8 protein-coding genes are annotated in these 13,123 nt (G+C 70.1%); 2 read left to right on the top strand and 6 right to left on the bottom strand.

The features are described 5' to 3' along the window. The first annotated feature begins 21 nt into the window (after nt 1-21). A complete protein-coding gene (locus A5732_RS03365) occupies nt 22-4,854 on the top strand; it encodes a cation-translocating P-type ATPase (protein ID WP_076100656.1) in 4,833 nt (1,610 codons plus the stop codon). A 63-nt stretch (nt 4,855-4,917) separates the two neighbouring features. Here the strand turns inward: A5732_RS03365 and A5732_RS03360 are convergent, their stop codons facing one another. Together A5732_RS03360 and A5732_RS03355 are read right to left on the bottom strand one after the other, a co-directional pair. Further along, nucleotides 4,918-6,480 carry an AMP-binding protein gene (locus A5732_RS03360; protein ID WP_076100653.1) on the bottom strand — a complete coding sequence of 521 codons (1,563 nt, stop codon included), beginning with the start codon at nt 6,478-6,480 and terminating at the stop codon, nt 4,918-4,920. Next, nucleotides 6,470-7,366 carry an SDR family NAD(P)-dependent oxidoreductase gene (locus A5732_RS03355; protein WP_436971810.1) on the bottom strand — a complete coding sequence of 299 codons (897 nt, stop codon included), beginning with the start codon at nt 7,364-7,366 and terminating at the stop codon, nt 6,470-6,472. Before A5732_RS03355 ends, A5732_RS03360 begins: the two co-directional genes overlap by 11 nt. Before the next feature lie 301 nt (nt 7,367-7,667). Between A5732_RS03355 and A5732_RS03350 the strand changes: the two genes are divergently transcribed. Further along, on the top strand, nt 7,668-8,411 hold the full coding sequence (locus A5732_RS03350; RefSeq protein WP_076052871.1) for a cutinase family protein: 744 nt from the start codon (nt 7,668-7,670) through the stop codon (nt 8,409-8,411). A gap of 21 nt (nt 8,412-8,432) precedes the next feature. Here the strand turns inward: A5732_RS03350 and A5732_RS03345 are convergent, their stop codons facing one another. The 4 genes from A5732_RS03345 to A5732_RS03330 all read right to left on the bottom strand — a co-directional run bounded on the left by A5732_RS03345 (nt 8,433) and on the right by A5732_RS03330 (nt 12,967). Further along, nucleotides 8,433-9,797 carry an aldehyde dehydrogenase family protein gene (locus tag A5732_RS03345; protein ID WP_076100794.1) on the bottom strand — a complete coding sequence of 455 codons (1,365 nt, stop codon included), beginning with the start codon at nt 9,795-9,797 and terminating at the stop codon, nt 8,433-8,435. A 35-nt stretch (nt 9,798-9,832) separates the two neighbouring features. Beyond that, nucleotides 9,833-10,936 carry an AMP-binding protein gene (locus A5732_RS03340; protein ID WP_076100648.1) on the bottom strand — a complete coding sequence of 368 codons (1,104 nt, stop codon included), beginning with the start codon at nt 10,934-10,936 and terminating at the stop codon, nt 9,833-9,835. A gap of 157 nt (nt 10,937-11,093) precedes the next feature. After that, entirely contained in the window at nt 11,094-11,858 is a 765-nt protein-coding gene (locus A5732_RS03335; protein WP_076052867.1) for an SDR family oxidoreductase, read from the bottom strand. Between the two features lie 149 nt (nt 11,859-12,007). Then, nucleotides 12,008-12,967, bottom strand: coding sequence for an oxygenase MpaB family protein (locus A5732_RS03330; RefSeq protein WP_142254657.1), 960 nt, complete (start codon nt 12,965-12,967; stop codon nt 12,008-12,010). Nucleotides 12,968-13,123: the final 156 nt, after the last annotated feature.

The raw sequence follows: 13,123 nt of genomic DNA, 5'->3' as shown, positions 1-13,123 counted from the left end.
GACGAACTTGAAGGGTGACGAGTGAAGATTCCCGGCGTTTCCAGCGTCGTCGCTGGTGTGGCTGGCGGAGCCGCCCAGGTGGTGCGGGCCGGTGTGTCCACCGCGGCCGGGGCCGCGGGCGCGCTGCAGACGTTGGCCAGCCCGGTAACCGAACTCGCCGGACCGGTCATCCAGTCCGTCGCCCAAACGACCGGCCGCGCAATCGGGATGGACACCTCATCCAACGGCTCCCCCGGCGCCATCCTGCCGCCGGTGCGCTGGCACGCCGGCCATCGCGTGCACCTGGACTTGGATCCCTTGCTTCCGTTCCCGCGCTGGCATGAGTACGCGCCCGCCGTGGAAGAGCCGGTGCGCCGGATCCCGGGTGTGACCGAGGCCCACGTCGAGGGTTCCCTGGGCCGCCTGGTGGTCGAACTGTCCGACGGAGCGGACAACGACGGCGTTCTGGACGAGGTGCGCGCGACGGTGTCCTCGATCGCCTCCGACATCACATGGTCCAAGTCGGAGTCGCCGCCGCTGTCCGCCCCGTTCGCCGACCCGGGCAACCCGCTGGCGATTCTGGTGCCGCTCACCGCGGCGGCGATGGATCTCGTCGCGATGGGGGCGGCGGTCACCGGTTGGGTGACCCGGCTGCCCGCCGCGCCGCAGACCACCCGCGCCGCGGCCGCGCTGATCAATCATCAACCGCGCATGGTCTCGATCCTGGAGGGCCGGCTGGGCCGGGTGGGCACCGACCTCGCCCTGGCCGCGACGACGGCGGCCGCCCACGGTCTGACCCAGTCGTTCGGCACCCCGATGCTCGACCTGACGCAACGCACCCTGCAGGTCTCCGAGGCGTCGGCGCATCGGCGCGTGTGGCGCGACCGCGAGCCGCAGCTGGCCTCCCCCGACCGGCCGCAAGCCCCGGTGGTCCCGGTCATTTCCTCGGCCAAGTCGGAGGTGCCCCGGCACAGCTGGGCCGCGGCGGCGGCGGGTGACGCGTCCCACGTCGTGGTCGGCGGAACGATCGACGCCGCGATGGACAAGGCCAAAGGCTCGATGGCAGGGCCGGTGGAAAGCTATGTCGATTCGGCGGCCAACGGCTCGCTGATCGCCGCGGTCAGCGCGCTGGTCGCCGGCGGCGGCACCGAAGACGCGGCCGCCGCCATCGAGGCCGGCGTGCCCCGCGCCGCGCACATGGGCCGCCAGGCGTTCGCCGCGATTCTGGGCCGCGGGCTTGCCAATTCGGGGCAACTGGTGCTCGACCCGGGCGCCCTGCGCCGCCTGGACCGGGTGAAGGTCGTCGTCATCGACGGCGCCGCGCTGCGCGGCGATCATCGAGCGGTCTTGCATGTCCGCGGAGACGCTCCCGGTTGGGACGAGGACCGGGTCTACGAGGTGGCCGACGCGCTGCTGCACGGCGAGGAGGCGCCCGAGCCCGACCCGGATGAGTTGCCCGCGACCGGTGCGCGACTGAAATGGGTTCGCAAACAAGGGTCTTCGGCGACGCCCGCGCAGGGCCTGGAAAGCGCCGACCTGATCGTCGACGGCGAATGCGTCGGCAGTGTCGACGTGGGTTGGGAGGTGGACCCCTACGCCATTCCGCTGTTCCAGACCGCGAACCGCACCGGTGCGCGAGTGGTGCTGCGCCATGTCGCGGGCACCGAAGACCTCACCGCCAGTGTCGGCACCACACATCCGCCCGGCACGCCGCTGCTGAATGTGGTCCGGGAGCTCCGTGCCGATCGCGGACCGGTGCTGCTGATCACCGCGCTGCACCGGGACTTCGCCTCGACCGACACCCTGGCCGCGCTCGCGATCGCCGATGTCGGTGTGGCGCTTGACGATCCGCGCGCCGCGACCGCATGGACCGCGGATATCATCACGGGCACCGACCTTGCCGACGCGGTGCGCATCCTGTCGGCGATCCCGGTGGCCCGGTCGGCCAGCGAGTCGGCGGTGCACCTGGCGCAGGGCGGCACCACGCTGGCCGGGCTGCTGCTGGTCACCGGTGAGCAGGAGGCAGGCACCAGCCCGGTGAGCTTCCGGCGATGGCTCAACCCGGTCAACGCCGCCGCGGCCACCGCCCTGGTGGCCGGGACCTTCTCGGCGGTCCGGGTGCTCCGGCTGCCCGACCCCACTCCCCAACCGCTGACCGCCTGGCACGCACTGGATCCCGAGATCGTGTATTCGCGGCTGGCCGGCGGCGCGCGGCCGATGGCCGTCGAAACCGAGCCGTCCTGGCGGCGCCGGCTCGACGACCTGTCGTACAGCCCGGCGCTGGAACCCCTGCGCAAGCCCCTGCACAGCGTGGCCCGGCTGGCGTCGGCAACCCGGACCGAACTCGCGGACCCGCTGACCCCCATCCTGGCCGTCGGCGCGGCGGCATCGGCGATCGTAGGCAGCAACATCGATGCGCTGCTGGTGGCCGGCGTCATGACCGTCAACGCGATAACCGGTGGGGCGCAACGGCTGCGGGCCGAGTCCGCCGCCGCCGAGCTGTTCGCCGAGCAGGACCAGCTGGTGCGCCGGGTGGTCGTTCCGGCCGTGGCGACGACGCGGCGCCGGCTCGAGGCCGCCCGGCACGCGACCCGCACCGCGACGGTATCCGCGAATTCCCTGCGGCCCGGCGACGTCATCGATCTGGCCGCGCCCGAAGTGGTCCCCGCCGACGCCCGTTTACTGGTCGCCGAGGACCTCGAGGTCGACGAGTCCCTGCTGACCGGCGAGTCGCTTCCGGTGGACAAGCAGGTGGATCCCGTCGCCGTCAACGACCCTGACCGCGCCAGCATGCTGTTCGAGGGCAGCACCATCGTCGCCGGGCATGCCCGGGCGATCGTCGTCGCCACCGGCGTCGGCACCGCCGCGCACCGCGCGATCTCGGCGGTCGCCGACGTCGAGACATCGGCCGGAATCCAAGCCCGGCTGCGGGAACTGACCAGCAAGGTGTTGCCGCTGACGTTGGCCGGCGGCGCAACGGTATCGGCGTTGGCGCTGCTGCGCCGCGCGCCGCTGCGCCAGGCGGTCGCCGACGGCGTCGCGATCGCGGTGGCCGCGGTTCCCGAGGGGCTGCCGCTGGTGGCCACCCTCTCTCAGCTCTCGGCCGCGCAGCGGCTGACGGAGCGCGGGGCCCTGGTCCGCGCGCCGCGCAGCATCGAGGCGCTGGGCCGTGTCGACACCATCTGCTTCGACAAGACCGGCACGCTCACCGAGAACCGGCTGCGCGTGGTGTGCGCCGTGCCCGACGATGTCGATCCGCACGACCCGTTCCCGAAACTGACCGACCCGGAATCGGCCGGCCTACTGCGCGCCGCCGCGCGCGCGTCCGCTCAGCCGCAGGAAGGCCAGGGACATGCGCACGCCACCGATGAGGCGATCCTCACCGCGGCGAGTTCGCTGAACGGCCACACCGATTCGGACTGGGACATGGTCGCGGAGGTGCCGTTCGAGTCCAGCCGCGGCTTCGCCGCCGCGATCGGCACGGTGGGCCACGACAACGGCCACCCCGCGGACGCGCCGATGCTGGTGCTCAAGGGCGCTCCCGAGGTCATCCTGCCGCGCTGCAAGTTCGCCGACCCGCAAGCCGACCTAAAGCGGGCCGAGGCGGTAGTGCACGGGCTGGCCGAGCAGGGATTGCGGGTGCTCGCTGTGGCGCAGCGCGGCTGGAAGCACGAAACCGACGACGACGACACCGAGCTGGACGCGGTGGACGCCGCGGCGCAGAACCTCGAACTGCTCGGCTACGTCGGTCTGGCCGACACCGCGCGGGCATCGGCGCGCCCGTTGATCGAAGCGCTGCTAGACGCGGATCGTGACGTGGTGCTGATCACCGGCGACCACCCGATCACCGCGCGGGCGATCGCCCGGCAGCTGGGCCTGCCCGAAGACGCGCAAGTGGTGACCGGCGCCGAACTCGCCGGGCTCGACGAGGACGCGTGCGCCCGGCTGGTCGCCGACGTGCAGGTGTTCGCCCGGGTCAGCCCGGAGCAGAAGGTGCAGATCGTGGCCGCCCTGCAGCGCTGCGGGCGGGTGACCGCGATGGTCGGCGACGGCGCCAACGACGCCGCCGCGATCCGGATGGCCGACGTCGGCATCGGGGTGAGCGGCCGCGGATCGTCGGCCGCGCGCGGCGCCGCCGACATCGTGTTGACCGACGAGGATCTCGGCGTGCTGATGGACGCCTTGGTCGAGGGCCGCAGCATGTGGGGCGGGGTTCGCGACGCCGTCACGATCCTGGTCGGCGGCAACGTCGGCGAGGTGTTGTTCACCATCATCGGGACCGCCTTCGGCCAAGGCCGCGCGCCGGTGGGAACCCGTCAGCTGCTGCTGGTCAACCTGCTCACCGACATGTTCCCCGCCCTCGCGGTCGCGGTCACGTCGCAATACGTCGAGCCCGACGAAGCCGAGTACGAATCCGCCGAAGCCGCCGAAGAGGCGCGCCGCCTGCACCGCCGCGCGGTGCTCACCGGACCTACGCCTTCGCTCGACGCCCCGCTGATGCGTCAGATCGTGACCCGCGGCGCCGTAACGGCCGCGGGGGCGACGGCCGCCTGGGCCATCGGGCGCTGGACGCCGGGCACCGAACGCCGCACGGCGACAATGGGTTTGACCGCGCTCGTGACGACGCAGCTGGCGCAGACGCTGCTGACCCGCCGGCACAGCCCGCTCGTGGTGGCGACCGCCCTGGGCAGCGCAGGCGTGCTGGTGGGCATCGTGCAGACGCCGGTGCTCAGTCAGTTCTTCGGCTGCACGCCGCTGGGGCCGGTGGCCTGGTCGGGCGTGCTGGGTTCGACGGCCGGTGCCACCGCGATCTCGGCGCTGGCACCCAACTGGCTGGCCAAGCAGGTCGCCGCCCTGGAGCCCGGCGAGGAGTGAGCCTTCGGTCCGGCGACGGCGAGCGCCGTGTAGCGGGGCGAGTAAGGAGGCGGACGATCGTGTTCAGCCGGGCAGTTCTTTGCGCAGCACCTTGCCGGTGGGGTTGCGCGGGATGCTGTCGACGACGTTGATGTCGCGGGGCTGTTCGAAGCGGGAGACCCGGCCCTTCAAATACTCGCGCAGCTCGTCCGCGTCGATCTGGCCGCCCGGCTGCGCGACCACGAACGCCGCCAGGCGCTGACCGAACCGTTCATCGGGGACGCCGATGACCACGTTGTCGGCGATGGCGGGGTGCTGGGCGAGCGCGTTCTCGACCGCACGCGGGTACACGTTCTCGCCGCCGGAGATGATCATGTCGTCTTCACGGCCGACGATGAAGAGCCGGCCCGCGTTGTCCAGATAGCCCATGTCGCCGGTGCTGGTCATGCCGTCGACGACGGCCTTCGCCGCGCCATCGGTATAGCCCTCGCTGGTCAATTCGCCTCCGACGAAGATCCGCCCTGTCACCCGCGGCCCGACCGGCTTGTCGTTCTTGTTGAAGATGCGCACCGGGCACCCGACGACGGGCCGCCCGACGGTTTCGGGGGCTTCGCGCAGATCCGCCGGCGTGGCCAGCGCGCCGATGCCGACCTCGGTGGAGCCGTAGCCGTTGTAGAGGATGTCGCCGTAGGCGTCCATGAACCGCTGACCCAGAGTGGGGTCGAGACGGTCGCCGCTGGAGATCACCGTGCGCAAGTAGGGCAGCGGGTTTCGCGCCCGAACCTGCTCGGGCAGCTCCAGGATTCGCGCGAGCACGACGGGCACCGCGGTGAAGGCGTCTGCGCGGTGCAGCGACGCCTGCGCCAGCGCGGCCTCGGCGTCGAACTCGCGGCGCGTCAGAACGGTGCCCCCGAGCGCGAAGGTCAGCATCAGCATGCCCAGTCCCAGCCCGTGAAACATGGGCATTGCCACCGAAATCCGCGAACCGGTGTGCAACCGGGTGCGATCGAGGATCGTCACCCACACGCCCACCGCGGAGCGCAGCTGCGGTGTGCGCGGCACGCCCTTGGGCTTCCCGGTGGTTCCCGACGTCAGCAGCACGATGCGTCCGGGGGTGGCGACGTCCGGGCGAGCGCCCTCGTCGGTGCCGATCGTCGCCGGATCGACGGTGACGACCGATTCGTCCGCACCCCGCACCCGCTCGGCGAATTCGGCGTCGGCGACCACTGTCGAAATTCGGTGGGCCGCTACGGCGGCCGCCAGCGCGTCGCTGCGGAACTCCGTGCTCATCGGCACGACGTCGGTGCCCAGCAGGGCCGCGGCGAAAACGCCCGCCGCGAAACCGCGTCCGTTGCGGCACATCACCCCGACCGCCTGCCCGGGCGCGGCGCCGTCGGCGGTCAGCCGCCGCGCCAGCGACTCGGTCACTAGCTGCAGCTGGCGATAGGTCAGCGCGCCGTCGTCGTCGACGATCGCCGTCCGGTCAGGCCAACGGGCGGCCGCGACCGCCAGCAGTGTGTAGGGATTCGTGCCGCCCCGGCGTGCCTCGCGAAGGAGCCGCAAACCCGCGAGCGGCGCCGGCGGCGTGAGCAGACCGGAGCGCAGCAGGGCCCGTGCGGCGGTGGTGACCACGCGATCATTCGTCATCGTCGGCCTCGTCGGTGTCGGACTCGCTGAAAAACCGGCGATGCCACAGCCGCGCGGCGTAGTCGGCCGGCCCGGCCAGCAGCACCGAGGCCACCTCGGCCGGCAGCACCCAGGGCGGCGCGATGGTGCGGGGCCGCTCGATGATCGCCTTGGCGATGGCGTCGGCGGCTTCGTCGGGTGAAAGTCCCGGAAGGCTGCCCAGCAACGGGGTGGGCGCGATCATCCTGGTGCGGACCAGCGCGAAGTAGACGGTGGTGACGTCGACACCGTCGATATGCAGTTCCGGCGCCACGCTGCGCAGCCACCGGTCGAAGGCGCCCTTCGACGCCTGATACGCACCCCATTGCGGACCCGGGGCCACCCGCACGGCGACGCTCGAGACGTTCACGATGTGCCCGCTGCCGTTGCCGCGCATGGCCGGCAGCAGCCCCAGCAGCAGCCGCACCGGCCCCAGGTAGTTGATGTCGATGGTGCGCTGAAAGTCGTGCGGCCGGTCGTACTGGTCATGCAGCGAGCGGCGCAATGACTTGCCGGCGTTGCTCACCACGATGTCGAGCGGGCCGTGCTCCTCGGTGATCTGCTTGGTCAGGGCGCTCACCGCTGATTCGTCGGTGAGGTCGGTCGGGTAGGCGAACGCACGCCCCCCTCCGGCGTTGATCGACGCCGTGAGGTCGCAGAGCCGTTCCTCGGACCGCGCGACCACCAGGACGCTCGCCCCCGCCGCGGCCAGGCTGCGCGCGGTCGCCTCGCCGATGCCGTAGGAGGCGCCCGTCACCAAGACGGTCTTGCCGAGGACGGTGCCGCGCAACTTGTCGGGGTCCGACACCCGCGCCGGGTTGGCCACGTGGTCCGTGACCGTGTTCAGGGCCTGCGCTATTGCGTTCAACTTCGCTGCCGCATTCACTCGAGCCGCTTGCCGGGGGTTGGCGGCTGCTTCACCGCGCCCCGGCTCGTAACTACAAGTAGCAGACCACATTGCGGTCCGGGCCCGCGCTCCGACCCGGCCAAGGCGGCTCCCGGGGTCCTCGGCGACGGGTGGGCGTAGGCCGCCCGAGCGCCCGCGCCGGATGAGCGCCGCGCACAACCAATCTCAGCCCGTCCGCATCGGCGGCGATAATTTTATGAGAACACTGTAATTTCGGTGTTTCCAGTGTTTAACGAGCGTGTCGGCTGGGCACAATGGCGGCATGATTGCGCGTCACTTAGTTCGTTCCCTCAGTTCAGCAGCAGTTATCGCAGCGTCGGGCGTGGCCGTGTCGGCCTTGTCCACTTCCGTTATCCCCACCGCCTCGGCCCAGTGCCCGGACGTGCAAGTGGTGTTCGCCCGCGGCACCGGTGAAGCGCCGGGCGTCGGCCCCACCGGTCAGGCCTTCGTCGATGCACTGCACCAGCGCGTCGGTGGGCGGTCGTTCGATGTGTATCCGGTCAATTACCCCGCCAGCGACCAATGGGATACCGGCATCGATGGCATCAGAGACGCGGGCGCCCATGTGAATTCGATGGCCCACGACTGCCCCAACACCAAGATGGTGCTCGGCGGTTACTCGCAGGGCGCGGCCGTGATGGGGTTTGTCACCTCGGCCGCCGTACCCGACGGCGTGGACCCCAACACCGTTCCCAAGCCGCTGTCCCCCGACGTCGCCAGCCACGTCTCCTCGGTCGTGCTGTTCGGCATGCCCAACGTGCGGGCGATGAACTTCCTCAACGAACCGCCCGTGGTGATCGGCCCGATGTACCAGGACAAGACGGTCAAGGTGTGCGCCACCGAGGACCCGGTCTGCTCCGACGGGATGAATTTCGCCGCACACGACACCTACGCCGACGACGCCGCGATGATCGACAAGGGAGTCGCCTTCGCCTCCAGCCACCTGGGTACGGGCGGGCCCGGCGCACAGTCGGTCGCGTCGCCGCACGGCAGCTTCGGAGGGTAACGGCCCGACCGGGATTCCTGGCTAATCCCTGACGAAGCCCTTGTTGCGCATCAGGGCGTCGGCCAGGAATCCGTCGTGCGGAATGTGCGGCGCGTGCAACCACGTCGGATGGTGCCCGCAGTAGACGTTGCCGACGGTCGGCTCGGCGACCAGATCGTCGATCAGGGTCTCGTCGCCGGTGATCGCGGTGACGACGAGCGAATGCCGCAACGGCCGCACCCCGGCCTCGCGCGTCCAGGCCGACACCCACACACACGGGAAGGGCAGCTCGAGGTTGAGCGTGTCGACGTCGGGTTCGGCCAGCAGATGGACGGCGGGGCGCAGCGCGGCATAGCCCTCCCCGAGATCGGCGACCACCTGATCGGCGCCGAGCAGCGGGGTGGACCGGGCGGCCTTGGCCGCCAGCAACTTCGCCAGGGCGCGCGCCTTCTCGACGGGCTGGGTGGGCAAATTCGCCCGCTCGTCATCGGTGGGCAGTGGCTCGATGGCCGCCAATCGTTCGGCGATCGCCCGGGCCAGACCAGTCGGATCGCCCTCGTAGAGCACCGCGGTGGTGTTGACGCACGCCATGCCGCCGTGCTTGGCGATCGAGTCGACGATGACGTCGAGATAGTCATGCCAGTCACGGTCGGCGGTGATCACGATCTTGGTGCGTCCCGGCCCGTTCACGATCACCGCCGGATCGGCGGCGTACTTGTCGACCACGTCCTGGCCGCCGTACACCATGGCCAGGTCGGCGGACCGGATGATTTCGTCGGCCCCGGCATGGTCGGTGGGAAGATAGGCGGCGTCCTCGGGGCGAAACCCGGCCTGCCGCAGCGCGCACACCAGCCGATGCGCCGTCAGCGGTTCGCGCCGCGATGGGCGCACCGCGACGCGGTAGCCCAGCGCCAGCGCCTGGGGCCAGAGCCCATGAACGCCGGGGCCGTTTCCGGCCGCATGCACCGCGAACACCTCCCCCCGGCGCACCCACAGCGCGCCGCCCGCGCGGGTGCGCTCGTCGCGCCAGTCCAGCGCCGCCCCCACCGGCTGCGCCGGCCGCACCGCATCGAACGCGGCGGCGACCGCGTCGGCCACACCGCGCGCCCCGGCGCGGGTGACGGCGATCGGCATGCCCGAGATCCGGCCGGCCAACCAGACGTAGGCCTCGAAATCCAGTCCGGCGATCACGCCGCTGCTGAAGATGTCGGCGGCCCGGGCCAGCGCGGCCGCGCGCTGGGCGAGCGGCAGCGGTGCGGCCTTGCGCTGCGCCCCGAGGGTGCGCGAAACGTACAGCGGCGGAACCAGGCTCAGCTCCGCGACGGCGACGCCCGCGGTCGTGGTGATCACCTCGCGGTTGCGGGTCCGGTATTCACCCTCTGCGCCGAGCGCGTCCAGCGCTACCAAACCCGTTGCGGCGCCGATACTTTCACCTGCCACGCTCAGTACACGCCTTCGATGACGGCCTCACCCTCGAAGGTGGACACCGGCCGCACCTCGCTGACCGAGTCGCTCAGTTCGCCCGCCGGTCCGGGCATCCTGATCGCGAGGTCGCGCTCGAGGTTGTTCGGTATGAACATGCCCTTGCTGACGTGGTTCATCACCACCTGGCCTTGCTGCCCGTACGCCACCCGCTCCCCGGTATCGGGATCCACCACCCAGAACACCACGTAGGGGCTGCGCGGGTCGAAGACGAATGTGTCGCCGGCGACGGTTCGGGTGACCGCCTGCGACAGCACCATGGTGCTGCCGAACGCCATGGTGATCGTGGTCGCGGGGAAGATGCCGCGCAGCAGGTCGAGGGTGTCGGCATCCACGTGCGCGCCGCTGAGCAGCAGGTAGCGAATCTTGTCGTTGATCAGGTCTACCACCCGATCGTCGCGGGCCATGGCCTCCAGCAGCGGCGGGGTGGTGTGCAGGTTGGCGACGTTCTGTGTCTGGAACACGAACACGGCCTGCTCGACGACATGGTCGACGTAGGCCGCCACGTCGGCGGCGGCGCGGCGAGCGGCGATCTTTTTGACCCAGCGCGGATCGATGTCGATCGCGTGGAAGGCGGCGCCGAGGCGCTGCGACACCAACCGGGAGAAGTAGCCGACGCCGTGCGGCCCGCTCGGCATCAGGCAGAGAAAACCCTGGCCCTGCCGGAAGCCGCCGGTGGCGAAGTCCTCGGTTTGCCACTCGGTGACCTGCGCGACCCAATCCGGTAGCTGCGCAGTGCGTTTCGGGGCGCCGGTGGTGCCGCCGGATTCGAAGATCTGGGGCACCGGCGGAACAGCTCCCTGGGCCAGGTAACCGCGCGGAATGAGATCCTCCACTGGGACGCTGCGCAATTCGTTGACCAGGTTGGGAAACAACCGCAGATCGGCAAAGGTGTTGACGTCGGTCAACGGGTTGAAGTCCAGTGCGCCGGCGGTCCGCAGCCAGAACGGCGACCCGGTGTCGTCGCCGAAGTGCCAGGCGATCGCCGCACGCAGATAGGCCTCGGCATCCTCGACCGGTGCCGCGCGCGGGACGTCCAACAACGAGAAGTCGACTTCGGCCATGTCCTCGATCCTGTCCCATCGTGGACCGCTACGCCAAGGACGGCGGGCCTCAACTCACGTCGTCGTATCGCTTTATCGCCTTATTTCACAAGGAGTTTCATCGGCGTGCACGTGGTGTTCAGCGTCATGCCGGTTCGCGGAAGTAGCCGGCGGTGGCCTAACTGCCGAGCAGGGTGGTGATCGCCTCGTTGAAACGCGGATAGATGTCCTCATAGGTGCCGTCACGCTCGGCGTACCGGAACATCTTGACGCGCTCCACCACGATCTCCTTGGCGTCCGGCTGCGTCTGCAGCAGCGTCATCGTCTCGGTGATGTAGTCGTCCAGCGGCATCGCCCGGGGGTCGAATCCCCGCTCGCCCTGCAGCGCGGTCTGCACGTGCGGCGGAATGATCTCGATAACCTGCACTGAGGTGTCGCGCAGCTGGAACCGCAGCGACTCGGTGTAGGAGTGCAGCGCCGCCTTGGCGGCGCAGTAGGTCGGGGTGAGCGCGCTGGGCATGAAGGCGAGCCCGGACGTGACGTTGAGGATCGTGGCGTGCCGCTTGCGCAGCAGCGCCGGCAGCAGGGCCGAGGTCAGCCGGATGGGACCCAGCAGATTGATGGCGATGCTCTGTTCGGCCAGGCCGACGTTGCTGCCGGTCAGGTCCTCGACCCGCTGAATCCCGGCGTTGTTGACCAGCACGTTGAGGTCCGGATAGTGGTCGGTCAGCTTGGTGGCGAATCGCCGGATATCGGCGGGGTCGCCTTGATCGAGTGACAAGGTCTGCATGCCCGGGTTGGCCTCGGCCACGGCGCGCAGATGGTCGCTGCGCCGGGCGGCGATGATCACCTGGTTGCCCAGGCGGTGGAAAGACTCGGCCAGGCCGCGGCCGATGCCACTGCCGCCACCGGTGACCAGAACGGTATTGCCGGTCATCTGCATCGCGGTTCTCCTTCGGGGTTGCCCTGCCATCGGCTCGCTCGGCCGGCCACTCGGCCGACAGAGCGGAATGCCCCAATGCGGAGCCGGCTAACCACGATGCCCTATGCGCCCGCGCGGTGTCACGACAAACGCGGGCGCCGAAGAATCCGTTACGCGGCCGGTTTGTTGTGCAGCGGGCGCGGGTCGACGCCGGCGCGCTGCCACGCCGCGGCCGCCCAGCTCGTGTAGAGCACCCGGACGGGCAGCCGGTTGAGCAGCGGGTTGAGCGCCCGGATGGCCGCGGCGACGCGCTGAAAGCGCTTCTCCTTCTTGGCGTCCCACTGCAGCTGGCACACCTCGCGCATCTGAGGTGGCAGCGTGCCGACCACGACCAGCCGGGTGTAGGCGTTCAGGGGCGCCGACAAGATCTTCCACACCGGCTTGGGAATCCGGCGCGGTCCGGGGATGCCCTTGCGGATGTAGCCGGTGCCGTAGAGCACGGTCTTGTGCGGAACGAACCGGTCGAGCATCTCGTCCCAGTAGGCCAGGAAGTCGTCGTAGGTCTGCGGTTGTCCGCGGTCGCTGACGCCGTAGAGGCTGTACCAGAGCTTGCCCTCGTTGAAGATCTGTTCCTTCTCCGCGTGCGACAGCCTGCGGATGAACGTGTCGGCGTTGTAGATGACCTGGTCGACGAAGCTGGCGTGCGCCCAGTAGAACAGCTCCGGATTCAGCGCGTGATACCTCGAGCCGTCGCTGATGGTGCCCTTGATCGTCTTGTGGAAGTCGCGCACCTTGCGGCCCCACTCGTGCGGCTCGTCGGAGTAGACGGTGTTCATCAAGGGCGGCGCGGTCCGCTTGGCCCGGCCGAGTGTGTCGCTGAAGATGACGGAGTGGTCCAGCACGCCCTGGGCGAGCTGTTCGATGCAGTTCTCCACCCCTGCGGTGCGCTGGAATCCGAAGAGCTGAGTCCGGTTGTCCCCGTAAAACTTCCAGATCAACGAGTCCGGACCCAGCCGCGGTGCGTCCTCGGCAACGTCGTCGTCGATGGGCATGGGCATCGCTTCGCGAACGCCGGTGTCGAACCGCGACCCGGCGTTCGGCGCGGTCAACTCGTCGTTCTGGGCGGTCATGCCCACCTCCTCGTCGCACCGGGCGGAGCCGGCGTCCCGCCGAACATTGTGAATCAATGACACAAAGACGTATCTTTGTTTCATAGCCTAGCAATCGGACGCCGCCGTTGCACATCCCGGGTCCCGAGCGCCCGAAACGTCGGCAGTGACCCCGCC

This window comes from Mycobacterium colombiense (assembly GCF_001953985.1).
GTDB lineage: Bacteria > Actinomycetota > Actinomycetes > Mycobacteriales > Mycobacteriaceae > Mycobacterium > Mycobacterium colombiense_B.
The sequence above is the reverse complement of the archived record's forward strand: the minus strand, read 5'-3'. Positions and strand labels throughout refer to the sequence as shown.

What these genes read in the sequence shown, in the direction of transcription:
- A5732_RS03350 (WP_076052871.1), top strand. Translation starts at nt 7,668, where the DNA reads ATGATTGCGCGTCACTTAGTTCGTTCCCTCAGTTCAGCAGCAGTTATC.
- A5732_RS03330 (WP_142254657.1), bottom strand. Translation starts at nt 12,967, where the DNA reads ATGACCGCCCAGAACGACGAGTTGACCGCGCCGAACGCCGGGTCGCGG.
- A5732_RS03360 (WP_076100653.1), bottom strand. Translation starts at nt 6,480, where the DNA reads ATGACGAATGATCGCGTGGTCACCACCGCCGCACGGGCCCTGCTGCGC.
- A5732_RS03335 (WP_076052867.1), bottom strand. Translation starts at nt 11,858, where the DNA reads ATGCAGATGACCGGCAATACCGTTCTGGTCACCGGTGGCGGCAGTGGC.
- A5732_RS03340 (WP_076100648.1), bottom strand. Translation starts at nt 10,936, where the DNA reads ATGGCCGAAGTCGACTTCTCGTTGTTGGACGTCCCGCGCGCGGCACCG.